General features: G+C 65.1%; 23 protein-coding genes. 15 read left to right on the top strand and 8 right to left on the bottom strand.

All coding sequences use genetic code 11. The features are described from left to right. Nucleotides 1-13: 13 nt before the first annotated feature. From G335_RS0110450 to G335_RS0110470, 5 genes are all read right to left on the bottom strand, one after another. Nucleotides 14-1348, bottom strand: coding sequence for a TRZ/ATZ family hydrolase (locus G335_RS0110450; RefSeq protein WP_018176718.1), 1335 nt, complete (start codon nt 1346-1348; stop codon nt 14-16). 82 nt (nt 1349-1430) lie between these two features. After that, nucleotides 1431-1823, bottom strand: a complete 393-nt coding sequence (locus G335_RS0110455) for a DoxX family protein (RefSeq protein WP_018169876.1) — start codon at nt 1821-1823, stop codon at nt 1431-1433. 131 nt (nt 1824-1954) lie between these two features. Continuing rightward, complete coding sequence (gene wrbA / locus G335_RS0110460; RefSeq protein WP_018169875.1) at nt 1955-2575, bottom strand: NAD(P)H:quinone oxidoreductase; 621 nt, start codon at nt 2573-2575, stop codon at nt 1955-1957. A gap of 108 nt (nt 2576-2683) precedes the next feature. Further along, nucleotides 2684-5476, bottom strand: coding sequence for an EAL domain-containing protein (locus tag G335_RS0110465; RefSeq protein WP_018176719.1), 2793 nt, complete (start codon nt 5474-5476; stop codon nt 2684-2686). A gap of 319 nt (nt 5477-5795) precedes the next feature. Further along, entirely contained in the window at nt 5796-6656 is an 861-nt protein-coding gene (locus tag G335_RS0110470) for a PhnD/SsuA/transferrin family substrate-binding protein (protein ID WP_018176720.1), read from the bottom strand. Nucleotides 6657-7047: 391 nt separating this feature from the next. Here G335_RS0110470 and G335_RS0110475 point away from each other — a divergent pair, with 391 nt between their 5' ends. Continuing rightward, on the top strand, nt 7048-8103 hold the full coding sequence (locus G335_RS0110475; RefSeq protein WP_018169872.1) for a hypothetical protein: 1056 nt from the start codon (nt 7048-7050) through the stop codon (nt 8101-8103). Further along, a complete protein-coding gene (locus G335_RS0110480; protein ID WP_018176721.1) occupies nt 8103-8870 on the top strand; it encodes an OmpA family protein in 768 nt (255 codons plus the stop codon). Before G335_RS0110475 ends, G335_RS0110480 begins: the two co-directional genes overlap by 1 nt. Nucleotides 8871-8881: 11 nt before the next feature. On the opposite strand, the gene glnD is transcribed toward G335_RS0110480, so the two are convergent. Together glnD and map are read right to left on the bottom strand one after the other, a co-directional pair. Next, nucleotides 8882-11557, bottom strand: coding sequence for a [protein-PII] uridylyltransferase (gene glnD, locus G335_RS0110485; protein WP_018176722.1), 2676 nt, complete (start codon nt 11555-11557; stop codon nt 8882-8884). Nucleotides 11558-11615: 58 nt separating this feature from the next. Then, nucleotides 11616-12401 carry a type I methionyl aminopeptidase gene (map, locus tag G335_RS0110490; protein WP_018145571.1) on the bottom strand — a complete coding sequence of 262 codons (786 nt, stop codon included), beginning with the start codon at nt 12399-12401 and terminating at the stop codon, nt 11616-11618. A gap of 244 nt (nt 12402-12645) precedes the next feature. Here map and rpsB point away from each other — a divergent pair, with 244 nt between their 5' ends. The 13 genes from rpsB to lpxA all read left to right on the top strand — a co-directional run bounded on the left by rpsB (nt 12646) and on the right by lpxA (nt 25236). Continuing rightward, nucleotides 12646-13422: a 30S ribosomal protein S2 gene (rpsB, locus tag G335_RS0110495; protein ID WP_018145572.1), complete on the top strand. Its 777-nt coding sequence runs from the start codon at nt 12646-12648 to the stop codon at nt 13420-13422. Between the two features lie 60 nt (nt 13423-13482). Further along, nucleotides 13483-14352 (top strand): translation elongation factor Ts, encoded by an 870-nt coding sequence (tsf, locus tag G335_RS0110500; protein ID WP_018145573.1) that lies wholly within the window; start codon nt 13483-13485, stop codon nt 14350-14352. A 103-nt stretch (nt 14353-14455) separates the two neighbouring features. Then, nucleotides 14456-15193 carry a UMP kinase gene (pyrH, locus tag G335_RS0110505; RefSeq protein ID WP_018145574.1) on the top strand — a complete coding sequence of 246 codons (738 nt, stop codon included), beginning with the start codon at nt 14456-14458 and terminating at the stop codon, nt 15191-15193. After that, nucleotides 15186-15743, top strand: coding sequence for a ribosome recycling factor (gene frr, locus G335_RS0110510; RefSeq protein WP_018169869.1), 558 nt, complete (start codon nt 15186-15188; stop codon nt 15741-15743). The genes pyrH and frr overlap by 8 nt, the downstream gene beginning before the upstream one ends. A gap of 12 nt (nt 15744-15755) precedes the next feature. After that, the gene (gene uppS, locus G335_RS0110515; protein WP_026304822.1) at nt 15756-16505 is read left to right on the top strand and encodes a polyprenyl diphosphate synthase; all 750 of its coding nucleotides are present in this window, start codon (nt 15756-15758) and stop codon (nt 16503-16505) included. Beyond that, nucleotides 16498-17334: a phosphatidate cytidylyltransferase gene (locus G335_RS0110520; RefSeq protein ID WP_018169867.1), complete on the top strand. Its 837-nt coding sequence runs from the start codon at nt 16498-16500 to the stop codon at nt 17332-17334. The genes uppS and G335_RS0110520 overlap by 8 nt, the downstream gene beginning before the upstream one ends. Nucleotides 17335-17355: 21 nt before the next feature. Next, nucleotides 17356-18558: a 1-deoxy-D-xylulose-5-phosphate reductoisomerase gene (ispC, locus tag G335_RS0110525; protein WP_018176723.1), complete on the top strand. Its 1203-nt coding sequence runs from the start codon at nt 17356-17358 to the stop codon at nt 18556-18558. Continuing rightward, entirely contained in the window at nt 18555-19916 is a 1362-nt protein-coding gene (gene rseP / locus G335_RS0110530) for an RIP metalloprotease RseP (protein ID WP_018176724.1), read from the top strand. Before ispC ends, rseP begins: the two co-directional genes overlap by 4 nt. A 72-nt stretch (nt 19917-19988) precedes the next feature. Beyond that, nucleotides 19989-22322, top strand: a complete 2334-nt coding sequence (bamA, locus tag G335_RS0110535; protein WP_369773013.1) for an outer membrane protein assembly factor BamA — start codon at nt 19989-19991, stop codon at nt 22320-22322. 44 nt (nt 22323-22366) lie between these two features. Continuing rightward, nucleotides 22367-22870: an OmpH family outer membrane protein gene (locus G335_RS0110540; protein WP_018176726.1), complete on the top strand. Its 504-nt coding sequence runs from the start codon at nt 22367-22369 to the stop codon at nt 22868-22870. Then, nucleotides 22848-23861: a UDP-3-O-(3-hydroxymyristoyl)glucosamine N-acyltransferase gene (gene lpxD, locus G335_RS0110545; protein WP_018176727.1), complete on the top strand. Its 1014-nt coding sequence runs from the start codon at nt 22848-22850 to the stop codon at nt 23859-23861. The genes G335_RS0110540 and lpxD overlap by 23 nt, the downstream gene beginning before the upstream one ends. A 101-nt stretch (nt 23862-23962) precedes the next feature. After that, entirely contained in the window at nt 23963-24457 is a 495-nt protein-coding gene (fabZ, locus tag G335_RS0110550; RefSeq protein ID WP_018145583.1) for a 3-hydroxyacyl-ACP dehydratase FabZ, read from the top strand. Continuing rightward, on the top strand, nt 24454-25236 hold the full coding sequence (gene lpxA / locus G335_RS0110555; protein ID WP_018145584.1) for an acyl-ACP--UDP-N-acetylglucosamine O-acyltransferase: 783 nt from the start codon (nt 24454-24456) through the stop codon (nt 25234-25236). Before fabZ ends, lpxA begins: the two co-directional genes overlap by 4 nt. A gap of 67 nt (nt 25237-25303) precedes the next feature. On the opposite strand, the gene lpxB is transcribed toward lpxA, so the two are convergent. Then, entirely contained in the window at nt 25304-26470 is a 1167-nt protein-coding gene (gene lpxB / locus G335_RS0110560) for a lipid-A-disaccharide synthase (RefSeq protein ID WP_018176728.1), read from the bottom strand. Between the last annotated feature and the right edge of the window lie 28 nt (nt 26471-26498).

Here is a 26498-nt window from a genome sequence, read left to right on the forward strand (position 1 = left end):
GCGTCTGTCTCGCTCAGGCAGTGGGCTGCTGGGTTTCCAGCACCCGGATGCGCCAGTACTCGGCTTCGGCGTGGAGATCCTGCGAGTTCAGCGTAAGCAGTTCGCGGTCGCGTAGCAACGGCCGTCCGGCCACGTAGACATCGCGCACGGCATCGCGGGTGGCGGCGTAAACGATCTGTGCACTGGGGTCGTGCGCCGGTTGCAGTTCCAGCGCCTGCAGGTCTACTGCGACCACATCGGCCTGCTTGCCGGGCTCCAGGGAGCCGATCCGATCCGCGAGTCCCAGGGCTTTGGCACTCCCCAGCGTCGCCATTTCCAGCGCGGCGGTGGCGGGCAGGGCGGCGGCATCGCCACTGACGCCCTTGGCCAGCAGTGCAGCGGTGCGCATCTCGCCGATCATGTCGAGATCGTTGTTGGAGGCGGTGCCGTCGGTCCCGAGGGCGATGTTGATGCCGGCGGCCTGTAACCGCGTGACCGGGCAGAAGCCGGAGGCGAGTTTCAGATTGGATTCCGGGCAGTGGGCGATGGAGATCGGGCGTTCGCGCAGCAGATCCAGATCGGTATCGTCGACCTGGGTCATGTGCACCGCGATGAAGGGCTGGTCCAGCATGCCAAGGCGTGCGAGGCGGGCCAATGGTCGTTCGCCCTGGTCGCGCAGGGCGTCGGCGACCTCGCTGGCCGTCTCGTGAACATGCATGTGGATGGGCGCGTTCAGTTCGCGGGCACGGGCCGCCACGCGCTCCAGGCTTGTATCCCCCACGGTGTATGGCGCGTGCGGGGCGACATTGAAGGCGATGCGGTCATGGTGCCCCCAGTTCGCGACGACGTCCGCGCCGCGCTGGAAGTATTCGTCTGCCGTGCTTGCCCAGGGCGTTGGGAAGTCGAACACGGTGAGGCCCAGCGAGGCGCGGATGCCGGTCTCGTCGACCACCCGGGCCGCATCGTCCACAAACAGGTACATGTCACTGAAGCACGTCGTGCCCCCGCGCAGCATCTCGGCTATGGAGAGGCGGGTGCCTGCGCGTACGAATTCGGGGGAGAGCAGCTTGCCCTCGGCGGGCCAGATATAGCGCTTGAGCCAATCCATCAATGTGTGGTCGCTGCCGATGCCGCGCAGGAGGCTCATGCCGGAATGCGTATGGGCGTTCACCAGGCCCGGGATCAGGACCTGTCCGGGGTGGTCCCGGTACTCGGCGTCGGGATGGTTTGCGCGAGCGGTGGCTTGCGGCTCGATGGCTTCGATCACGCCGTTACGAATCACCAGGACGTGATCCCGCAGGATGGTGTCGCGGGGAATGACCGGGAGGATCTGCGGGGCGCCGAGGATCAGCGTCTGGGCGTTGTGCATGGCGGTATGTCTGCGCGGGGGCCAGGGTCGCGCATGGTACCCGAAAGGGGCGGCATTGCGCCGCCCCGGGAAACGGCCGGGACTACCAGCGATTAATCGCCAGGCGGCCCGGACCGGTCAGTGCCAGGGCGATGGCCGTGAACAGGAACATGCCCTGCAGCTCGAGGGCCCAGCCGCCGGTGCCGGTGAGCAGGAAGACCTCGTGGGTGTGGGCGAGCGCGATGGCGAAGAGCATGTTGATGGCGATAATCACCGCGCCGATGCGCGAATACAGGCCGATGATGACGAGGATCGGGGCGAGGATCTCGCCGATGTAGACGCCATAGGCGAGGATCGCCGGGAGTCCGGCGTTGGTAACCATGCCTTCGATGCCACTGATCCCGCCAGTCAGCTTGGCGATGCCGTGCAGCAGGATCATGATCCCGAGGGCCAGGCGGAGTACGAGCTTGCCACTGTCGTCTAGCGTGTTGTCCATTGCCATCCTCTCCTTGTCGTGCTGCGGATCGATGTCCCCAGTCGCTACGGTCGGGCCTGTGCCCGACCGGGTTTGTCCCCGGGCAACATCCGGCCAGGGCATGCGCCCCTTTGGGATGTACCTGTGGCGGGTCAGCCGGCGTCGCGCCCCAGACGCTGGGCCCGGGCGACCTCGGCGACGTGACGCCCCTGCGAGGCGGCCATGCCCAGTTCGTTCTCGCTCGGCTGGCGCGAGCCGTCGCCGTCGGCCAGCGTAGTCGCCCCGTAGGGGGTACCGCCGCAGACCTCGCTGACATCGAGCAGGCGCTTCTCGGTGTAGGGTAGACCAACCACGGTCATACCGTAGTGCAGCAGGTTCACGATGGTCGAGATCAGGGTGGTCTCCTGGCCGCCGTGCTGTGAGGCGGTGGAACTGAACACGCTCCCGACCTTGCCGACCAGCTTGTCGCCGAACCACAGGGCACCGGTTTGATCGAGGAAGTTGGCCATCTGCGCGGCCATCCGACCGAAGCGGGTAGGGGTGCCGATGATGATCGCGTCGTAGTCCGCCAGTTCTTCGGGCTTGGCGATGGGGGCGGCCTGGTCGAGCTTGGCGCCGGCATTGCGGGCCACGTCGTCCGGCATCAGCTCGGGGACGCGCTTGATCGTGACTTCGGTCTCCGGGACCTCACGGGCGCCGCGGGCCACAGCTTCGGCCATCTGCTCGATGTGGCCCCAGGTGGAGTAGTACAGGATCAGGATCTTGGTGCTCATGGCGAGTCGCCTCTGGTTGGCTAGGTTGCAATACCCGCCACCTTAGATCCGATTTATACGAATGAAAATGGCGAAAAACGGCTCCAACGATTCGGATAATACGAATGGTTAGGGGTGGGTTGCGGCGTTTCCGTTGCCGCTCTGGCGCAGCACCAGGGCCTCAAGTTCTGCCAGCGTGTCGGGATGGCCGTACAGGTAGCCTTGAAAGTGGCGGCAGCCGAGGCCGAACAGGAAGGCCCGCTGCTGGTCGTTCTCGACACCTTCGGCGATGACGTCCAGGTCGAGAGTGTGAGCCAGGTTGACCACCATCTGGGCGATCGCGGCATCGTTGGGATCGTCCAGGACGTCGCGTACGAAGGACTGATCGATCTTCAGCTGAGCGAGGGGCAGTCGCTTGAGGTAGGCGAGAGAGGAGTAGCCGGTCCCGAAGTCGTCCAGGGAGAACTCGATGCCGAAGCTCCGCAATTCCTCGATGTGGGCAATGACGGTCTCCACGTTTTCGAGCAGCATGCTCTCGGTCAGCTCCAGCTTCAGGCGGTGCCCCGGGGCGCCGGTAGCCTCGAGCGTCTCGGCCAGATCGCGCACGAAGTACTTGTGCCGGAATTGGCGCGCGCTGACGTTGACCGACAGGGTGAGGTCCCGAAAGGCGGGCTGGTGTTTCCAGGCGGCCAGCTGCTCACAGGCCGCGCGCAGCACCTTGCGGCCAATCGGGACAATCAGACCGGTCTGTTCAGCCACGGGGATGAACTCGGCGGGCGAGATCATCCCGCGGCTGGCGTGCTTCCAGCGCAGCAGGATCTCGGCCCCGATAACCGCGCCCGACGTGTTCACCTGTGGCTGGTAGTGCACGCTGAAGGCGTCCTGATCCAGGGCGTGGCGAAGCTCGCTCTCCAGCTCGAATCGGGCCTCGACGGCACGGTGCAGCTCGGGGTCGTAGAAGCGCACGGTGTTGCGCCCGGCGTTCTTGGCCCGGTACATGGCGAGGTCCGCCTGCTTGAGGATCTCCTCCACGCTCAGACTGCGGCCGCTGAACAGTGTGGCGCCGATACTGGGCGTTACGTGCCGCCTCTGTCCCGCCAGCTTGAATGGATCGCGCAGAATCTCGATGAGCTTGCGACCCACGGCCTCGGCCTGGGTCGCCGCGCGTGCCGGGTCCGGGTGGAGATCATTGAGGATGATGACAAACTCGTCGCCCCCGAGGCGGGCGAGGGTGTCCGCCTCGCGCACGGAGTTCAGCATGCGCTCGGCGACTTGGCGTAGCAGGTCGTCGCCGACTGCATGGCCGAGGGTGTCGTTGATGTCCTTGAAGTTGTCGAGATCGATGAACAGCAACGCGCCATGCAGTCGGGTGCGTTCGGTATTGGCGAGACTCTGACCCAGCCGGTCGTGCAGCAGGGTGCGATTGGGCAGTTGGGTCAGCCCGTCGAAGAAGGCGAGACGCCGGATCTCGTCCTCGGCCTGCTTGCGATCGGAGATGTCGGTCATCGTGCCGAAGGTCGCCATCACCTGGTCGTGGTCATCGAAGCGGGCACTGGCGTAGATGCTGACCCAGCGGATGTCACCGTCGCGGGTGCGCAGACGGATCTCCTCGGATTGCGAATGGGAGCCGCCCTCGAGGAGGGTGGCACAGAAGCTATGGGCGTCGTCGTGGTCCTCGGGGGCTACAAAGTCGCACAGCGGGCGGCCGAGAGTCTCTTCCACGCTGAACCCCGTCAGGGCCTCCCAGGCTGGATTCAGCAGGGTCCAGTGGCCTTCGGCATCGGTACGGAAGATGACCTCGGAGATGTGGTCCACCACGTCGCGGTAGCGGTTCTCGCTTTCCGCCAGAGCATCGGTGGTGCGTCGGTGGGTGGTGATATCCAGGGTCAGGCCGCGCAGGCTCTCCCGGCCGTCCGCGTCACGGGCCCAGGAGAGGATGTCTCGCAGCCAGATCCACTGGCCATCGCGATGGGCGAAGCGGTAGTCCACCGTGCGCGGGCTGGTCCGGCTCTCGCGGGCGGCGTTCTGCACGCGCGGCAGGTCGGCAGGGTGGATATGCCGGGCGCGCAGCTCGCCCCGGCCCAGGTTGTGGGCCGGGAAGCCCAGCAGACGGCGGGTGTCGCCGGACACGAACTCCCATTCGTGGGTGCGCGGGTCAGCCTCCCACAAGATCGCATTGGCACCGCCGAGCATGGACTCCAGGCGCGCGACCGAGCGGTTCAGTTGCTGGTTCTGTTGTTCCAGGGTGGTCTGGGTGGACCCCAGATGGGCGGCGACATCGTTGAAGGTGCGCGCGAGGTCGCCGAACTCGTCGTGCGACCGCACCGGGATGCGATGGTCCAGACGGCCGCCCTGTAGCGCCTTGCCGCCCTGGTTCAACAGGCGCAGGCGGCGAGTAATAACCAGGCTGAAGACCACCGCGGCCAGCATGGACAACACGAGCACGCCCAGTGCCAGCAGGACGTTGCGCTGCAGGAGGGTGGCGGACAGGGCGTCGATCGCATCGGTGGAATAGCCCACCGCCAGAGTCCCCAGTGGTTGCCCGGCCAGCTCAATGTCGCGAAGGATCTCGATCTGCCCGGGCGTGGTGCGAGTGCCGTCCGCGCGTGCCGGGATGGTGTCCGGCGAGATGCCCACCGACGCCATCGGCTGGTCCTGGGCATCGAGTACCACGGCATAGAGGACATTGGAGTCGTCCGCGACGAGCTCGAGCAGGTCCTGCAGCATCGCCGGATCCGCGTAGGCCAGGCCGGGGGTCAGCGCGCTGGAGAGCAGGCGGCCCTGCTGTTCGGCAAAGCGTTCCAGCATCTGCGACTGGTTGTGCTGCACCTGGGAGATGCCGCTGATCATCAGCGCTGCCACCATCGCGACCTGGATCGCGACGGTGCCGATAATGATCTGCCAGGCGAAATTCAGGCGCATGGGGGGGGCGCCGACGCCTGTGGGGCGATGCCGGCAGGGGTGGGGCCAGAGCTGGTTGGAGCCGGGCCGGGAAGGGGCATCGACGGAATCCGGGTTGCGTGCGCGCCAGAGTCACCGCGTGGTGCGGCCATGGATGTTATCCCGACCATTTTAACGATACTGGACGATGGATGCCCGTGCCGTTTGAAATTTGGGGAAGGCCACGGCGGTCGGGGGCGATCATTGGGGTGGGTGGATGGCGAGGTAGCGGGGGAGAAGCCGAAACCCCAGGAGCGGTCCGCGTCCGCGCGGCGGGCGTGATGGATGCTGCGGCCTGGACTTACGGGGTCGGGTTCCCGGCCGGGATGGGGGCCCGGAGATCGAATTTGGCTTCCAGGTCATCCAGCGCACCCTGAAATGCCGCGTACTCGCCGGCATGCGCCTCGATGAATCCGCGGTGTCCGATATGCCTCAGGAGTGTTGTGCCGGACGGGCTCTGCTGCAGCGTGATCAGGCGATGGTGCAACCGCGGGATGTCGCGATCCAGACGTTCGTGTACCAGAAGGGTAAGCCCCGGGAACCGTTCGGATTGGGCGAGGATACGCACCAGGCTTCCGTCGCCCAGCGACATGTGGCGTTGGCGGGTGCCTTCCATATCCGGTCGTACCGGCAATACGTTGCCTTCGATGATCATGACGAGGGCATCGGCGATTCCGCGTTGGAATGCGGCCACTGCCGCGTTGTTGTGGTGATAGTGCAGGTAGCGGGGCGGGCCGGGTGGGTCGGGCCAGTCCTGGGCGTCAGTCAGGCTGCGTGCGAGGGTCGCCGCGCGGCTTTCCTTGTACGGGACTGCGAGGGATCGGCCTGCGAGGCCGGCAAGCGAATCGATGCCACCCCCGGGCCGCACCAGGAGGACCATCGCCAGCTCTTCCTCGCTGCGTACCAGTAAGCGGTAGGGCCCGTTTTCCGTGAGGAGCGGCACTACCTGCGGTGCCACGAGGATCAAGTCGTAGCGGCCCTCTCGGGTGCGTTCGAGGAGCGTCGGCAGGTCGCGTGCGGACTCTAGCCGTACCGGCTGGCCGAGTTCCGTTCCCAGCCAGTCGCGCAGGGGCGCGTAGCGTGTGAACAGCGCTGGCGGGCTGGCAAATGGCTGAATCCCGAAGGTGAATGGGGCTTGTGCCTGAGCCGGGGTGCTCAGCAACCAGAGCAGGATGGCGAGTGCCAGCCAGACGAGCGCCGGCCGCCGCCGGGGCGGGCCGGTGGGCTTGCATGACACGTTCGCAGCAGGCGTGACCGTCGCAGGCATGGAGCCACCGTCTATTGGGCTTCACTAGGTAAGACGGGGCAGGCGCGCGATTTCGTCCCGTTCCGGGGCGTCAAAGAATGGACGATTGGGCTTTGGTTGGGCTTGGCCGTCTGGTCCGTGGGTGTCGGGAATCCGTCGGCATCTTGTGGCGCGCCCGGTCCTGTCGTGCCTGAAAGCCCCGTTCCACCGGTCTTTGGTGGGTCTGGCGTTGTTTTTGCTTGCATCCGGTTCTTACGAATCGCACGACCGCGCGGGCGCTACCGGCGCCGCGGGACGGAGGAAGCACATGACCGGAATTTTCGATCGGGTCGCCGAGGCGCTGTTGGCCACGTTGCAGGGGCTCAGTCCATTAAGTGTGATTGGCTTGTTCGCGCTGTTGCTGTTTGGGCTGTTCCTGGCGGCGTTGACGGCGACGGCATTGCGCCGCGCCGAGTCCTTGCAGGGAGCGGCGCCCGCGCTGCTGACCACCGTGGGGATCCTCGGCACCTTCCTCGGGGTCGCCATTGGGCTGCTGGATTTTGATGCTGGACGGGTGGAGGCCAGTATCCCGGCCTTGCTGGAGGGGCTCAAGCTGGCCTTCGTGACCAGTATCGTGGGCATCTTGCTGGCTGCGGTGTTGCGGATGGTTCAGGTGATGGTACCCGCACCGACGGCATCCCCCGAACCGTCTGCTGAGGGTGCGTCGGATGCACCATTGGATAATGCGCACCTGGCGGCACAACAACGGGATGCCTCGCTGGCCGTAGTGGAGGCGGTGCGGGCCCTCGATCAGCGCCTGGATGCCCGGCTGGAGCAACAGCACCGCGAACTGACCGGCGCGCTCGATGGCATGGCCGAACGTATCACCGAAATGAGCAGCGGACACCTGGTAGAGGCCCTGGAGCGGGTGATCCACGATTTCAACGATCGCCTGGGTGAACAGTTTGGCGAGAACTTCCGGCGTCTGGATGACTCGGTCGCCCGCCTGGTGGAGTGGCAGGCTCAGTATCGCGAGCAGATGGACACCCTGCATCGGGCCTTCGACCAGGCCCGTGCCGGGGTCGAACAGACCGAGCAGACCCTGGAGCGCATGACCGGGCAGGCCTTGCAGATCACCCGGCACGTGGAGGATCAGGAATCGACGCTCTCCAGTCTGCGGCGCGAGACGGTGGAACTGGAGGCCCTGCTGGGGAGCATCGCGGCCCTGCGGGATCGTGCCACCGAGGCCTTCCCGGCGATGGACGCACGGCTGGAGGCGATGCTCGAGAGTATCGAGAATGCCGTCCAGGCAGGGCTCGCGGCGGAGACGCGCTGGGGTGGGGAACGTTCCGCCGCCATCGCCTCCGCGGGCGGGCGTAACTGATGTTTTCCTGGTTGGCGCGCCGCCGTCGGCGACAAGGTGTGGCCGCGGGAAACGAGGCCGATCAGGGTTCGCACTGGCTGGCGGTGGCGGACCTGATGGCCGCGCTGATGATGATCTTCCTGTTCCTCGCGCTGCTGCACATGGTTCAGGTGGAGCGCGAGAGTGCGGTGCATACCGAGGTTCGCAACGAGGCGGCCGCCTTGCGCGCGGCGATTTATTCGGTTCTGGAGGAGGAGTTTCGCGAGGATTTGCCGCGCTGGGATGCGGAACTGGACCGCGATAGCCTGACCTTGCGCTTTCGCGAGCCGGAGGTCCTGTTCGAGCGCAGTTCGGCACGCATCCGGCCGCGCTTCGAGGCGATTCTCGAGGACTTCATGCCGCGCTACGCGGAACAGTTGCGTCCGTTCGCCGAGGTCATTCGGGAGGTGCGGATCGAGGGCCACACCTCCAGCGAGTGGGCCGGCAGCGACGATGCGCTGGATGCCTATTTCGGAAACATGGATCTTAGCCAGCGCCGCACGCGCGCGGTGCTGGAATATGCCTATCAGCTGGAGCCCCTGCAGGAGGCGGACTGGTTCCGCTCGCGGGTCGCGGCCGTGGGGTTGTCCTCTTCGCGCCGGGTGCTGGACGAGCGCGGCGAGGAGGATCGTCGGGCATCCCGCCGAGTCGAGTTCAGTGTCCTGACCGATTTCGAGGCGCGCCTGCTGGGCGCGGGGACGGCGTCGGACGAGGCAGGGCCTCGACCTCTGGAGGCGCGCGTCCGCTGACCCGGTTGCCGTCAGATGGCGCCGAGCAGGGCCTTGCGCAGGCGGGCCTGATCCTCGTCGTCGAGCGCCGCGTGGTCGGGGCGGCTGAGGAGGAAACTGTCCTCGACCTGTTCCCCGGCCGTGGCGATGCGTGCAGTCCGCACGTCGATTCCCTGCTCGGCAAGGACATGCCCGATGGTCGACAGCAGGCCGGGTCGGTCCAAAGCGCGCAGCCGCATGCGCGTTGCCTGGCCGCCCGCAGCGGGTTCGAATTCGATCTGCGTATCCACGTCGAAGTGCTTGAGGCGGCGTGGAAGCTGGCGTGAGGCCGGGTTGGGGATGGTCCCTTCGCGTTCGAGTTCACGTTCGAGGCTCTGGCGGATCTCTTCGGAGCGATAACCGGCATCCACCGTCTGGCCCCCGCCGCTTTCGAGAACCAGAAAGGTATCCAGCGTGCGGCCGGCTGCGGTCGTGATGATCCGTGCGTCCACGATGTCCAGTCCCAACTGGGTCAGGGCGCTGGTGATGCGCGCGAAGATCCGGGGATGGTCGCTGGCGTAGACGAAGATCTCCGTGCTCCCGCGCGAGGTCTTCGGGCGCACCAGGATCAGGGGGAGGGCGTCCGGGGGGAGTGGCAGCAGGGCCCGGCCGTGCCAGGCGATCTCGTCGGCGGAATGGCGCAGGAAGTATTCGTCGTCCAGTTCGTCCCACAACTTCCGGGCCTGATCGGTATCGAAGCCTTGTTGTTCGATTAACGCGAGTGCCTCGGTGCGGGTTTGTCGGATCTGTTCGTCCATGTCCGGCGGGGTATCCAGACCCCGGTCCAGGACATTGCGGGTGGCGTGATAAAGGGTTTGGAGCAGGGAATCCTTCCAGCTGTTCCACAGCTCCGGATTGGTTCCGCGGATGTCGGCAATGGTCAGCAGATAGAGAAAGTCCAGGCGTTCGCGGGTGACCACCTCGCGGGCGAAACCCATGACGACCTCGGGATCGGAGATGTCCTTGCGCTGGGCCGTCAGCGACATCAGCAGGTGGGAACGCACCAGCCAGGCAACCAGGCCGGCATCCGCGTCCGACAGGCCGTGATGCTGGCAGAAATGCAGGGCATCGTGGGCCCCCAGCTCGGAATGATCACCCCCGCGGCCCTTGGCGATGTCGTGAAACAGGGCGGCCAGCACCAGGCGTTCGGGGCGCACCAGTCCGGAGTAGATCTGGTGCGCCAGGGGCTGTTCGTGCGCGAACTCGGGCAGCGCCAGGCGCCGCGCGTTGCGCACCACGTTCAGGGTGTGCTCGTCCACGGTGTAGGCGTGGAACAGGTCGTACTGCATGCGTCCGATGATGCGCCCGAAGGCCGGCAGGTAATTGCCCAGCACGCCGTAGCGGTTCATGCGGCGCAGCTGGCTGGTGATCCCGCGCGGGGCGCGCAGGATGTCCATGAAGAGCTCGCGGCACACCGGATTGCGGCGGAAGTGCCCATCGATCAGGTGGCGGTGGGCCCGGATCAGGCGGATGGTGGAGGCGCGGATGCCCTGGATCTCCGGGTGTTCCTGGAGCAGGCGGAAGACCTCCAGCAGCGCCGGCGGATAGATCATGAAGACCTGATCGTGCGCCGCCTCGAGGTAGCCGCCCCGGACCTGGAAACGCTGGTGGATGCGTACGGGGTCCTGCAAGGCTTCCGGATCGTCGAGGATGGCCTCGTTGAAGTGTTGCAGCAGCAGTTCGTTCAGCCGCTCGAGATCGTTGATGGTGCGGAAGTAGCGCTGCATGAACTGCTCGACCGCCCGGTTGTGGTTCTGGTCGACGAAGCCGAAGGTGTTGGCCAGCTGGCGCTGCAGATCGAAAAGCAGGCGGTCCTCGCGGCGGCCAGCGAGCATGTGCAGGGCAAAGCGTACCCGCCAGAGGAAGTTCTGGCCCTCCATCATCTCGCGGAACTCACCCTCGCGCAGGAAGCCCAGTGACACCAGCTCCTCGATGCGCTCGGCGCCATAATGACGCTTGGTGACCCAGCCGATCATCTGGATGTCGCGCAGGCCGCCGGGGCCTTCCTTGACGTTCGGCTCGAGGCGGTAGGCGGTCTCGCCAAAACGCCGGTGGCGTGCTTGTTGTTCGGCCAGCTTGGCGGCATAGAAACTGCGCGAGTCCCAGATGCGGTCGGGCTCGATGGCGCCACGGAAGTCGTTGAACAGGCTGAGATGGCCGGCCAGGTAGCGGGCCTCGATCAGGTTGGTCGCGACGGTGATGTCGTCGCGCGCCTCGCGCGTGCAGTCGTCGATACTGCGCACGCTGTGCCCGACCTCGATGCCGATGTCCCAGAGGAACGTGACGAAGTCGCTGATCCGGTCGAAGAGGGCGGGGTCATGTTCGCCCTCGAGGATGATCTGGATGTCGATATCGGAGGCCGGGTGCAGTTCGCCGCGGCCATAGCCACCGACCGCGATCAGGCATAGCTGGTCGTCATCCGCGAGGCCCTTCTGAGCCCAGATCAGCTTGAGAAGCTCGTCGATGCGCCGGGCGTGGCCATGGATCAGCTCGGCGATCGGCATGCCGTCGCGAAAGCCCTGGTATTGCTGTTCCAGGATGGCGCGGCGCCGGTCCCGAAACAGCGCAATATTCCCCGGGTTGCGGCTCAGCCGCTGGTAGTCCTCGCCCCAGCCGGGGGTGAAGGCCGGAGTATCGAGTTCGCCGGGGGTGCTGCCCGCAGGATTCATTGGGGCTCCGTGGAGTGGGCGGTTCGAATCGGCGGGGAACAGGCGTGATGGCGTTCGATCAGGCCGCGATCTCCTGCGGTGGGGTTTCGTCCTTGCGCAGGGTCAGGATCTCGTATCCGTCGGCGGTGACCAGTAGTGTGTGTTCCCACTGCGCCGACGGACTGTGATCCTTGGTCACGGCGGTCCAGCCATCCGCCAGGATGCGGGTGTGGCGGCGGCCGGCATTGATCATCGGCTCGATGGTAAAGCACATGCCTTCTCTCAGGGTCATGCCGGTGCCAGGCTTGCCATAGTGCAGGACCTGCGGATCCTCGTGGAAGCCGCGCCCGATCCCGTGGCCGCAGAACTCGCGCACCACGGAGCAGCGTTGTGCCTCGGCGTACACCTGAATCGCGTGGCCGATATCGCCCAGCGTTGCGCCCGGGCGAACCTGCTGGATGCCGAGGTACATGCTGGTACGTGCCACGTCGATCACCCGCTGGGCCTGGATACCGGCCTTGCCGATCACGAACATGCGGCTGGTGTCGCCGTGGAAGCCGTCCTTGATCACGGTGATATCGATATTGAGGATATCGCCGTTCTTCAGCTTGCGATCCCCCGGGATGCCGTGGCAGACCTGATGGTTCACCGAGGTACAGATCGACCTTGGGAAGCCGCGATAGTTGAGTGGGGCCGGGATCGCGTCCTGGGTGTTCACGATGTAGTCGTGACAGATCCGGTCCAGTTCCCCGGTCGTCACGCCGGCTTGCACGTGGGGCTCGATCATCTCGAGGACTTCGGCGGCCAGGCGGCCGGCGACGCGCATGTGTTCGATCTCTTCGGGGGTCTTGATGGAAACGGACATGGGGGCTCCCGCCGCGGCGCCCGGAGGGGCTCGGCGTTTGGTTCGGGTAAGTGTCCTATGCTATAAAGCGCGCGCCTCGCTGGCAATTCGGCGGGGCCGGAAGCCGCCTTTTGCGGGGCGACTCCCGAAACCTTAATCCACACACGCATCGGCACGATCTGTCGGGTGCCCGCCCTCGAAGAAGATTCGGTTCGGGTTTCAGATCGGGATGCGTGGAGGCTCAACCCGTTACAGGAGAAAACTCATGTCCCTCGTGACTATGCGACAGATGCTGGAGGCCGGTGTGCACTTCGGCCACCAGACGCGTTACTGGCATCCCAAGATGGCCCCGTACATCTTCGGGGAACGCAACAAGATTCATATCATCAACCTCGAGAAGTCCCTGCCGATGTTCAACGATGCGTTGAACTTCCTCGGCAAGATCGCTGCCGATGGTGGCCAGATCATGTTCGTCGGCACCAAGCGCTCGGCCCGCGACGTGGTGGCCGAAGAGGCAAACCGTTGCGGCATGCCGCACGTGAGCCACCGCTGGCTGGGCGGCATGCTGACCAACTTCAACACCGTCAAGCAGTCGATCAAGCGCCTGAAGGACCTCGAGACGATGGACGCCGATGGCAGCTTCCAGGTCCTGAACAAGCGCGAGGCCCTGAGCCGTCGCCGCGAAAAGGACAAGCTGGATCGCAGCCTGGGCGGTATCAAGGACATGAACCGCATGCCCGATGCGATGTTCGTGATTGACGTCGGCTACGAGAAGATTGCGGTGGCCGAGGCGAAGAAGCGCGGCATTCCGGTCGTCGCCGTGGTGGATTCCAACCATTCCCCGGAAGGCGTGGATTACGTGATCCCGGGCAACGATGACGCGATGCGTGCGATTCAGCTCTATGTGGCTGCGATCGCCGATACCATCATCGAGGCCAAGGGTGCGGTGACCACGGGTGGCATGGGCGAAGCAGAAGCCGCCGAGCCGGCCGCTGCAACGACTGACGCCCCCGACACCGCGTCGCCCGCCAACCCCGCTTGATAACAGGAGCCGGTCGCCACGCTGGCGGCCGACTCGAGCATGATTCAGGAGCAAGCAACGATGCAGATTACTGCTGCACAAGTAAAAGAACTGCGCGAGCGCACCGGCGCCGGCATGATGGAATGCAAGAAGGCCCTGACCGAAACCGGCGGCGATCTGGAAGCGGCGGTCGAGGCAATGCGCAAGTCCGGCATGGCCAAGGCCGACAAGAAGGCGGATCGTGTCGCGGCCGAAGGTCGCGTCGAGATTGCCAGCGACGGTTCGCGCGCGGTGATCGTCGAGATCAACTGCGAGACGGACTTCGTCGGCAATGACGACAACTTCCGTGCCTTCACCAGCGCCTGCGCCAATGTGGCGCTGAACACCGCCGCCGATTCGGTGGAAGGCCTGATGACCGAGACCGTCGATGGTCAGACCCTGGAAGAGCAGCGTACTCAGCTGATCGCCAAGGTCGGCGAGAACGTCCAGGTCCGCCGTTTCGAACGCATGACCGCGGAAGGTGCGCTGGGTTTCTATCAGCATGGTGCCCGGATTGGCGTGCTGGTTGGCCTGAACGGTGGTGACGAGCAGCTGGCCAAGGATATCGCGATGCATATCGCGGCGAGCCATCCGGTGTGCATCGACGAGAGTCAGGTGCCGACCGAGATGCTCGACAAGGAACGTGCGATCTTCAAGGCCCAGGCCGAGGAATCGGGCAAGCCGGAGAACATCATCGAGAAGATGATCGAGGGGCGTATCCGCAAGTATCTGGGCGAGATCACCCTGGTGGGCCAGCCGTTCGTGAAGGATCCCGATCAGACGGTCGCACAGCTGCTGGAAAGCAAGGGGGCTTCGGTCTCCGGCTTCATCCGCTTCGAGGTGGGCGAGGGGATCGAGAAGAAGACCGAGAACTTTGCCGAAGAGGTAATGGCTCAGGCGCGCGGCGCCTGATCCAGCAGGACTCCGGGGCGGCCGCTTGATGCGGCCGCTTCCGGATAAAAGGGCCAGAAAAAACTGGCAAGCGAGAACAACCGAGCCCGAGATAAGGAACCCCATGAGTCAGGACAGCCAGCCCGCGTTCCGGCGCATCCTTCTGAAGTTGAGTGGGGAGGCCCTGATGGGTCAGCAATCCTATGGGGTTGACCCGGATGTCCTGGCGCAGGTGGCCGAAGAGGTCTCGGAGCTCTCCCGCATGGGGGTCGAGGTCGGCATCGTGATCGGTGGCGGCAACATCTTCCGTGGTGCGGGGCTGGCACAAGGCGGCATGGACCGGGTGACCGGCGACCACATGGGCATGCTGGCAACGGTGATCAATGCGTTGGCGCTGCAGGATGCGATCGAGCGCGCCGGGCGTTTTTCGCGGGTGATGTCGGCGATCCGCATCAACCAGGTGTGCGAGGACTACATCCGCCGGCGTGCGGTACGGCACCTGGAAAAGGGGCGCATCGTGGTGTTTGCGGCCGGAACCGGCAATCCGTTCTTCACCACGGATTCCGCGGCGAGCCTGCGGGCGATCGAGATCAACGCCGACATCATGATCAAGGCGACCAAGGTCGACGGGGTCTACGATGCCGATCCGATGACCACCAAGGATGCCCGACGCTACGAGCGGCTGACCTTCGACGATGCGCTGGAACAGCGTCTGGGCGTAATGGATACCACGGCCCTGGTGATGTGCCGAGACAATGGCCTGCCGATCCGTGTAATGAACATGTTTGCCAAGGGCGACCTGCAGCGGCTCGTGATGGGCGAGGCGGTCGGCACCTTGGTCGAGGGAGCCCGTAATGAGTGACGCCACCCTGAAAGATGCGCGCGAACGCATGGACAAGAGCCTGGAAGCGTTGCGCAACGAGCTATCGAAGATTCGAACCGGCCGTGCGCACCCCACGCTGCTCGAACATGTGCATGTGGAGTACTACGGCATGGATGTGCCGATCAACCAGGTCGCGAACATCAATGCCGAGGACGCACGCACGCTCTCCGTGGTCCCGTACGAGAAGGACATGGTCGGCAAGATCGAGAAGGCCATCATGACTTCGGATCTGGGACTCAATCCGGCGAGCATGGGGACGACGATCCGTGTGCCGCTGCCGGCGCTGACCGAAGAGCGTCGGCGTGACCTGGTCAAGGTCGTCCGGGCCGAAGCCGAGCACGCGCGGGTGGCCGTGCGCAATATCCGGCGGGATGCCAACAACGCCTTCAAGCAGCTGGTCAAGGACAAGGAGATGTCCGAAGACGACGAGCACAAGGCGCAGGAGCTGATCCAGAAGCTGACCGACGACCACATCGCCAAGGTCGACGCGATGCTTGCGGACAAGGAAGCCGAGTTGATGGAAGTCTGACCGGCGCAGGCGATGCCGGTTACTACTTCACCCAGCGAGGCGCTCCCTGCGCACGTGGCCATCGTCATGGACGGCAACGGGCGTTGGGCCGAGGCCCGAGGTCTGAGTCGTTCCGAAGGCCACCGGGCGGGGCTGGAGGCGACGCGGCATGCCGTGCGGTTTTTCGCCGAACAAGGCGTGGGCACCCTGACGCTGTTCGCCTTTAGCAGCGAGAATTGGGGCCGCCCGCGCGAAGAGGTCGAGGCACTGTTCGATCTGTTTGTGTCCGCCATCGAGGCGGAACTCCCGGAACTGATCGAGCGCGGGATCGCGCTCACCTTTATTGGCGATCGCGCAAGCTTCCCGTCGGATCTGCAGACGCGGATGGCGGAAGCCGAGCAGGCCTCTGCCGCCAACGAGGGTATGCGGGTTGTCGTGGCACTGGGATACGGTGGCCGCTGGGACATCCTGCAGGCGGCCCGCCGCTGGGTGGCCGCCGGCGACGAAGGGGCGAATCCCGAGACTTCTTTCGCCGGCTATTTGAGCACGGCCGGGATGCCCGACGTCGATCTGTTGATCCGCACCGGCGGCGAACGCCGCATCAGCAATTTCCTCCTGTGGCAGGCGGCGTATGCCGAGTTGCTCTTCGTCGAGACGTTCTGGCCGGACATCACAGCCGATGATCTGCGACAGGGGCTGGCGTGGTATGCGAGTCGCCAGCGGCGTTTCGGCTGCGTGACCGGAGCCGCCGAGGCAAGTGCGCGGGAGGTGCCGAGTGCTTAAACAACGGATTCTGACGGCCGCGGCGCTGGGTTTGCCGGCGCTGGCTCTGGTGGCCTGGGGCCCGAACTGGGCGGTGCTGGCGCTGGTCGCGCTGGTCCTCGGGTTGGCGACCTGGGAGTGGGGCGGACTGGCCGGGCTCGAAAACCCGTTGGCACGCGGTGCGCTGGTGGCGGCCGTGGTGGTTCCCGTGGTTGCGCTTGGTCTGGCGCCGGTTGCGGGGTTGCACTACCTGATCCTGGGTCTGGTGTTGCTGTGGTGGCTGGTGATCCTGTTGCTGTTGCCGTTTTATCGCGAACGCGAGAAGGCCGCACCGGCATCCAGTCGGACCCTCTTTGCGGTGGCCGCGATCATGACGTTGGTGCCGGCGGGAATGGGCCTGGTTTGGCTGCATGCCCTGGCGCCGTTGCTGGTGGTCTATCTGGTGGTGCTGGTTGGCCTCGCCGACACCGGGGCGTATTTCGCCGGGAAGGCGTTCGGGCGCAACCCGCTGGCGCCGCATATCAGTCCGGGGAAGACCCGCGAGGGCTTGCTTGGCGGTCTGCTGACGGTGCTGGCCTTCGCGATCGTGGTAGCGGCCGTTTGGGGCCTCGAGCCGATGGACGCGATGGTGTTCTTGCTGCTGTCGGTGCTGATCGGGCTGGTCTCGGTTGTGGGGGACCTGTTCGAGAGCATCCTGAAGCGACAGGCTGGCGAGAAGGATAGTGGTTCCTTGCTGCCGGGCCACGGGGGTATTCTGGACCGGTTCGACAGCATGGTCGCGGCGGCTCCGGTTTTCCTGGCCGGGTTGTTGTGGCTGGCGCTGATTCCGGCCCCGCCGGTGGCGGCATAGCGCGAACGGACGCAGGTACCCATGAAGACGACGCAGATCACCATTCTCGGATCAACCGGCAGCATCGGGTTGAGTACGCTCGATGTCGTGGCGCGTCAGCCGGAACGCTTCCGCGTGTATGCCCTGACGGCGCATTGCAATGTGGAGCGCATGCGCGCGCAGTGCCTCGCCCACCACCCGGAAGTGGCCGTGATGGTCGATCCCGACGCCGCCGAGGCCCTGCGCACGGCTTTGGCGGCGGTCGGTTCGCGTACCGAGGTGCGGGCGGGTGCGGAGGCCCTGGCTGAGGTCGCCCGGGAACCCCGGGTCGACGCGGTGATGGCGGCGATCGTGGGCGCAGCCGGGCTGTTGCCGACGCTGGCCGCGGCCGAGGCGGGCAAACGGGTGCTGCTCGCCAACAAGGAGGCGCTGGTCATGTCCGGGGCCTTGCTGATGGATGCCGTGCGCCGCTCCGGTGCCTGTCTGCTGCCGATCGATTCCGAGCACAACGCGATCTTTCAGTGCCTTCCCAATGGCTACGTCTGCGCCGAGTCGGTGACACCGCACGGGGCACGCCGGATCTGGCTCACCGCATCGGGGGGGCCGTTTCGCGACCGTCCGCTGGACAGCTTTGCCGGGATTACGCCGGACGAAGCCTGCGCCCACCCCAACTGGGATATGGGGCGCAAGATCTCGGTGGACTCGGCGACCATGATGAACAAGGGGCTCGAGGTGATCGAGGCCTGCTGGTTGTTTGCCGTGGCGCCCTCGACGATTCAGGTGGTACTTCACCCACAGAGCATCGTGCATTCGATGGTGGCCTACGATGACGGGTCGGTGCTCGCGCAACTCGGCAACCCCGACATGCGCACACCGATCGCCCATGCGCTGGCCTGGCCCGAGCGTATGGAGTCGGGCGTTGAACCGCTGGATCTGCTTACGATGGGCAAGCTGGAATTCTCCGAGCCGGAAGCGGCGCGTTTCCCGGCGCTCGGTCTCGCCTACGCGGCACTGGAGCGTGGAGGGACGGCCACCGCGGTTCTCAACGCCGCCAATGAAGTGGCGGTGGATGCCTTCCTGGGAGAGCGCCTGGCCTTCAGCGAGATCCCGGCGGTGATCGCCACGACCCTGGAGGCGATCGAGGCCGAGGCGGCCGATTCGCTGGAGCGCGTCCTGGGGGCGGACCGGCGGGCTCGCGAGGTCGCGAGCGAGTATGTCGCGAACGCACGACCCGTCCTGTCATGACGTTCCTGACGAGCCTGCTGGCGTTTGCGGTGGCCATTGGCGTACTGGTGACCGTGCACGAATATGGGCACTACCTCGCCGCCCGTCTGGTGGGGGTGAAGGTGCTGCGCTTCTCGGTGGGTTTCGGCCGGCCGATTTTTAAGCGCTACTTCGGGCGGGACCGGACGGAATTCGTGATTGCCGCATTGCCGCTGGGTGGCTACGTGAAGATGCTCGACGAGCGCGAGGGTCCGGTGGCGGAGGAGGAGGTCACGCGCGCCTTCAACCAGAAAGGTCTTGGGGCCCGTACATTCGTGGTGTCGGCCGGTCCGGCGGCGAATTTCCTGCTGGCGATCCTGGTATACGCCGTGATGTTCATGGTGGGTGTGGGCGGGATCAAGCCCATTCTCGGCGAGGTAGCGCCGGATACGCCGGCCGCCGAGGCGGGCCTCGAGCGGGGGCAGGAGATTCTGCGGGTGGGCGATCGTGAAGTGGCGGACTGGGAGCAGGCCAACCTGCGACTGCTGGACCATGCGGTTCGCGGCGAGGCGGTCACCCTGCTGCTGCGGGGCACGGACGGTCGAGAGATCGAGCGGGAGGTGGATCTGCGGGATCGCCAGGCGTTGCTGGCAGAGGGGCAGTTCCTCGACAAGCTGGGATTGCAGCCCTATCGGCCGATGCTGGAACCGCGGATCGGTGCCGTCGAGGGTGGGAGCCCGGCGGCGGCGGCCGGACTGGAGGTCGGGGATCGTGTGCTGGCAGTGGACGGCGAGCCGGTCGCGGACTGGAATCGCTGGGTCGAGGTGGTGCGTGCGCATCCAGAAGCCGATCTGCGGGTCACCGTGGAGCGCGACGGGCGCACCCTGGAACTACGGATGACGCCGGAGGCGACGGATCACGAGGGGGTGGCCATTGGCCGTATCGGCGCGGGCGTGGATACGGATCAATCGGCGGCACGGGACATGGCCGTACTGGTGCGCCAGGGTCCGGGATCGGCATTTGTCTCGGGGGCGGAGCGGACGTGGGATGTGACCGTCCTGACACTGGGCATCCTGTGGCGAATGATCACCGGGGATGCGTCGGTTAAAAATATCAGCGGACCGGTTACCATAGCCGAGTTTGCGGGGGTCTCGGCATTGATCGGGATTTCGGCGTTCCTGGGATTTCTCGGGCTGGTGAGCGTGTCGCTCGGGATCATCAATCTGCTGCCGATCCCGATGCTGGATGGCGGCCATTTGCTGTACTACGCCGCCGAGGCGGTGAAGGGCAGCCCGGTGTCGGAGCGCACCCAGATAATCGGTCAGCAGGTGGGTCTGCTGGCGATCGCGGGGCTGATGATACTGGCCCTGTACAATGATTTGACACGACTGTTCGGTTAGGCGAAGGCACACTGGAGCGCATCCCGGGTGCCTCGATCAGCCCACCGAACGGCCTATTTTTTGGCGGAGAGCATGGCGCGAAACAGCTTGAGAGGAATGGCCCTGGTCGGTTTGCTGGGCCTGGCGGGGACGGCCTGGGGCCAGGCCTACGAGATCGAGGATATCGAAATCGAGGGGCTGGAACGGATCACCGCCGGTACCGCGCTCAGTTATCTGCCCGTGCAGGTTGGGGATACCTTCGACGACAATCGAAGTCCGGAGGTGATCCGCGAGCTGTTCCAGACCGGCTTCTTCGACGATGTGGAGATCGCCCGGCGCGGGGACGTCCTCGTTGTGATTGTCTCGGAACGACCCGCGATCAACGAGATCAACTTTTCCGGTAACCGGGATATCCCCGACGAGGGCTTGCGCGAGGCGCTGGATTCGGCCGGCCTGCGTTCCGGGCGGGTATTCAACCGCACGATGCTGGACCGCATCGAGAGCGAGCTGCGCCAGCAGTATTTCGCGCGCGGGCGCTACAACGTGCAGGTCGATGTGGAGATCGTGGAACTGCCGCGTAACCGCGTGGACATCGAGATCGACATTACCGAAGGGCCGGTGGCCAAAATCCGCCAGGTCAATGTGGTGGGCAACGAGAGCTACTCGGGTCGTGAACTGACCCGGCGTTTCGAGTCCGGCGTGCCACGCTGGTGGGCCTTTTTCAGTCGGCGGGACAATTACTCGCGCGAGAAGCTCTCCGGGGATCTGGAACAGCTCCGTTCGCATTATCTGGATCAGGGTTTCCTGGAGTTCGATATCGACTCCACTCAGGTGACGCTGACGCCGGACCGGCGGGATTTGTTTATCACCATCAACGTCGACGAGGGCGATCGCTATACGGTGACGGGTGTGGATCTCGCCGGGGATTTCGTGATCCCGCGAGAGGAGCTGGAAAGCCTGATTGACGTGGACATCGATGCGCCGTTTTCGCGCAGTCAGGTGACCGAGTCCGCCGAACGGATCAGCGAACGCCTGACCCGGGAGGGTTTCGCGTTCGCCAACGTGAACCCGGTGCCCGACGTGGACGAGGACAACCGCGAAGTCGCGATCACGTTCTTCGTCGACCCGGGCCCGCGTGTCTACGTTCGGAACATCCGGATCACCGGCAATCAGAACACCGAGGAACGGGTGTATCGCCGCGAGATGCGGCAGATGGAGAGCGCCTGGTACAACGGGGCATTGGTCGAACGTTCCCGGGTGCGTGTCCAGCGGCTGCCGTTCGTCCAGAGCGTGAACGTGGAGACCGAGCGGGTCGCCGGCACCGATGACGAAGTAGACCTGAATATCACCGTGACCGAGCAGCAGTCCGGGGCCTTGTCGCTGGGCGCCGGGTTCTCGCAGAACCAGGGGCTGCTGCTGACCGCGAGCCTGACACAGGACAACTTCCTTGGGACTGGCAATCGCTTCTCCACCGAGGTGAGTACCAGCAAGGTCAACCAGCTGTTCCGGATGAGCGTCACCAATCCGCACTTCACCCCCTCCGGTGCGAGTCGCGGGTTCTCCGTGTTCTATCGCAAGATCGATGCCGAGGAGGCCAACATCTCGCGGTATTCATCCAACCGCTTTGGTTTCGACGTGACCTACGGGATTCCGCTGTCGGAGTTCGACCGGATTCAGGTGCGCCCGGGTTTCGAGAACATTGAAATCGAGACGGTCGAACGCTCCAATAATCGTATCGGAACCCCGGACGAGATCATCGACGAGCTGGACGAATTTGGCGATTCCGCGAACCTCTACAAGCTGGAGACAAGCTATATTCACGACACTCGGGACAGCACGACCTTCGCTTCGCAAGGCCGTCGTCATCGGGTCGGCCTGGAGGTCACGGTGCCGGGCAGTGACCGCGAGTTCTACAAGCTCACCTATTCGGGTCAGGAGATCTTCCGGCTGTCCGATCGGTACTCCTTCAGCCTCTCCGCCGGGCTCGCGTACGCGGATGGTTACGGAGGGGATGACGTCCCGTTCTACGAACGGCTGTTTGCCGGGGGCATTCGCTCGGTCCGCGGTTACGAGGACAACCAGCTGGGCGATCTGCGACCGATCCGCGATGGTCAGGTGGCGACGCGCGATTCCAATGACGATCCCTACGGTGGGCGTTTCCGGACTACGCTTTCCGCGGAATTGTTCTTCCCGATGCCGTTTGCGGCCGACAATGATGCAGTCCGCATGAGTACCTTTGTGGACGCGGGGAATGTGTTCCATGATGTGTCGGACTTTGATACCAGCGAGTTGCGGGCATCGGCGGGTGTGGCGGTGACCTGGTTCTCGCCGGTGGGGCCGCTGAGCTTCAGCGTCGCCGAGCCGTTCAACGATCAGCCGGGTGACGAGCTGCAGCGCTTCCAGTTCCTGCTGGGGGCCAGTTTCTGAGGATGATCGATGCAAGCGCATCGGGAGGCGTCATGAGATCCGGGATGGCCTGGTTCGCGGCGGTGATTCTCGTCGCCAGCGGATGGCTGGTAGTACCCGCTGTCGCCGGGGCGCAGAACGTGGCATTCGTGACGATGAACCGGATTCTCGAGGATTCGCCGCAGGCCGAAGATGCCATGCGCGAACTGGAGCGGGAGTTTTCGCCGCGCGATTCGGAGCTGGTGGCGGAACGTGAGGAGCTGCAGCGGCTGCGTGACCGGCTGGAACGTGACGGGGACCTGATGAACCCATCGGAACGGGCGGATCTGGAGCGGGAGTTCTCGCAACGTTCGCGCGAATTCCGGCGGGCGCAGGAGAGCTTCAGCGAAGACCTGAATGTACGCCGCAACGAAGAGCTGGCCAAACTGCAGCGACGGATCAACGATGCCATCGTCGATCTCGCCCGGGAACGCGACATTGATCTGATCCTGACCGAGCGCAACGTGCTGTATGCCAGTGACCGGATCGACATCACGGACGACATCCTTGCCACAATGCAGCGAGACTGACGGCGGGTATTCGGCCCGCGAGCTGGCGGAGGCGCTGGGCGGGCAGCTCACGGGCGATGACCAACGCCGCTTCACCGGGTTGAGCGCGCTGGCCACCGCAGGCCCCTGCGATCTGAGTTTTGTGACGGACGCCGGGCGTCATGCCGAGGCCCTGGCAGCGAGTGCCGCGGGTGTCATCCTGGTACCGGTGGCCGCGGGGCTGAAATCGACGGCTTCCCGAACCCTGATCCACCTGGATGATGTCTACCTGGGCTATGCCCGAGCGAGTCAGTGGCTGGGCAGGCCACGTCGCGCCCGAGCTGCGGGTGTCCATCCGGGTGCATTTGTGGATCCCGAGTCCTCGGTTGCTCCCGACGCATTCGTGGGGCCTGGGGCGGTGATCGGCGCGGGGGCCACGGTGGGACCCCAGAGTGTCGTGGGGGCGCACTGCGTGGTGGGCGAGGGGGTGATGGTGGGGGCCGATACCTTCCTGCACCCCCGTGTGACCCTGCTTGAAGGCGTTGCGGTGGGGGATCGCTGCATCCTGCACAGTGGTTGCGTGATCGGGGCCGATGGCTTTGGCTTTGCCCCCGCAGGCGACCACGGTTGGGAGAAGATCGAACAGCTGGGCCATGTCGTGATCGGTTCCGATGTGGAAATTGGAGCGAACACGACCATCGATCGCGGGGCGTTGCGCGCGACGCGGATCGGTAGGGGTGTGAAGATCGACAACCTGGTTCATGTTGCCCATAACGTCGAGATTGGCGACCATACAGCCATCGCCGGCTGTGTGGGGATTGCGGGCAGTGCCCGGATCGGAGCGCATTGCGCAATCGGGGGCGGTGCCGGGATCCTTGGCCACCTGTCGATCGTGGATCACGTCACCATTCACGCGATGACCTTGGTCACGCGCTCCATTACGCGTCCGGGTCACTACGCCTCTGGAGTCCCGCATCAAGAGGCCCGGTTGTGGAATCGCATGCTGGCCCGACTGCGCCGTCTGGCGCGTTAGGCAAGCGAGGGGCGATCAATCGGCCCTGGTAGTAACTGGCCTTGCCGCGTGTGGGGAGGCCGAGTCGAACGTCGTATTGCACGTCCCGCGCAGCGGTCCGGATGCGGCACAACAAGATCAAGAGAAAGGACACCGGCGTGGATGACTTTAATGTCCAGGAGATCATGCGCTACCTGCCGCATCGTTACCCGTTCCTGATGGTGGATCGGGTGCTGGAGTGGGAGGCGGGCAGCTATCTGACGGGGATCAAGAACGTCAGCATCAACGAACCGTATTTCCAGGGGCACTTCCCGATCAAGCCGGTGATGCCCGGGGTTCTGATCCTCGAGGCCCTGGCACAGGCCACCGGCCTGCTTGCGTTCAAGACCGAAGAGGCGCGTAACGAGAACCAGGACAAGCAGCAGCTATACCTGTTTGTCGGAATCGACGAGGCGCGCTTCCGGCGCCAGGTGGTACCCGGGGATCAACTCCACCTGCGGGTCGATCTGAAGCGTACGGTGCGGGGCATCTGGCGCTTCGACGCGGTCGCGAAGGTGGGCGACGACGTGTGCGCCACGGCGCAGCTCATGTGTTCCGGTCAGGAAATCCCGGCGTGATCGATCCGCGCGCGGACGTCCACCCGAGTGCCGAGATCGACAGCTCGGTGACGATCGGGCCGTTCTCGGTCATCGGTGCCAATGTGAAGATCGGCGCGGATACCTGGGTGGGCCCGCATGTGGTGATCAACGGACCGACCGAGATCGGGCGGGAAAACCGAATCTTTCAGTTCTCCTCGATCGGGGAGGAGCCTCAGGACACCAGCTATCGGGGTGAACCCACGCGGCTGATCATCGGCGATCGCAATGTGATTCGGGAGTCGGTAACGCTGCACCGCGGAACCGAGAAGGGCCTGGGTGAGACGGTCATCGGGCACGACAACCTGATCATGGCGTATGTCCACATCGCGCACGACTGCACCATCGGGAACGGCATCATCTTCTCCAATGCCACTTCGCTTGCCGGGCACGTGGAGATCCAGGATCACGCAACGCTGGGTGGGTTCACCCTGGTGCATCAGTTCTGTCGCGTGGGCACCTACGCCTTCACCAGCATGGGTGCGGCGCTGAACCGTGACCTCCCGCCGTATTGCCTGGCGAGCGGCAACTATGCGCGGCTGATCGGGATCAACAAGGTTGGCCTCAAGCGCAACGGTTTCTCCAATGACGCCATTCAGGCGCTGCACCGGGTATTCATCCAGGGAATGCGTGGACGCGCCGGGCGCGAGAGTCATCTGGACGCCATGTTCGAGGAGACCGAGGTGCCCGAAGTGCGCAATCTGATCGGTTTCGTGCGCGGCAGTCGTCGCGGCATTCTGCGCGGCGGTCGTCCGCACTGACGCGGTCGCCGCGGGACAGGACCCTGCGTGCTGCCCAAGCGGTTGCTCCCCAAACGAACCGTCGCCCTTAGATCGGCTTCTCGCTGTCCCTTAGTTGGCCGTGGTGCAGGAGTTCGTGCGCCATTTCGGCCACGCGGCGGTCGGCTCCACCATTGCCCAGGCGAACGCGCACCTGCGCCAGGCGATCGCGCATCGCTTCCAGGGCCTCGGGCCGGTCGAGGAGATCCGCGGCATCGCGCGCCAGACGTTCGGCGGTGGCATCGTGTTGCAGGTACTCGGGCACTAGGCGCTCGCCGCCCACGATATTGACCAGGGCGATATTCTCGACCCGTACGAGCCGCGAGAAGACCGCGTGGCTCAGGGCCCCCATGCGGTAGAAGACCAGCATGGGGGCCCTGAGCAGACCGGCCTCCAGGGTTGCGGTGCCGGACGCAATCAGCAGCAGGTCGGCCCCGGCCATCAGGGAATGGGTTCCTGCGTCCCCGCCCACGAAATGCAGGGGCAGGCCGTCAGAGGCGGCGAGGGCCCCCAAGTGTTCGGTGGTGACTCCCGGCGCCATGGAGGCCACGAACTGGATGTCCGGGTGCGATACGTGGAGGCGGCGGGCGGTGTCCACGAGCATGGGCCAGTGGCGCTTCAGTTCGCCGTTGCGGCTGCCTGGGAGAAGACCGACCAGGCGCGTATTGGCCGGGAGGCCAAGCTGTTCGCGAATCGGCTGTTTGGGCGGCTGCACCCGGTCCACAAGCGGGTTTCCGACATAGCGTACTGGCACCCCGGCCTTCTCGTAGACGTCGGTCTCGAAGGGAAAAAGTACCGCCATCGCGTCCACGCTGCGCTGGATGCGCTTGATCCGGCCCGAACGCCACGCCCACAGTTGCGGGCTGACATAGAACAGCACGCGGATACCGAGGCGGCGGGCGTGGGCAGCCAGGCGCAGGTTGAACTCCACGTAGTCCACCAGGACCAGCAGGTCCGGGCGGTGGGTCTCCAAATGCTGGCACATGCGCCGGAACAGCCGGCGCAGGCGCGGGTAGTTGACCAGCACATCGACCAGGCCCACCACGGCCAGTTCGGAGACGTCGATCAGGGTGTCGACCCCGGCGGCGCGCATCTGCGTCCCGCCCATGCCCGTGTAGCGGAGACCGGGCTCCAGTGCCGAGAGTTCGTGGACCAGCCCCGCCCCGAGTGCGTCACCGGAGCTTTCGCCGGCGCAGATCACGACATGCTGCGTCATGACCGGTTGAGGCCCCCTGTGGAAGCGA

The organism is Thioalkalivibrio sp. AKL8, assembly GCF_000380525.1.
GTDB lineage: Bacteria > Pseudomonadota > Gammaproteobacteria > Ectothiorhodospirales > Ectothiorhodospiraceae > Thioalkalivibrio > Thioalkalivibrio versutus.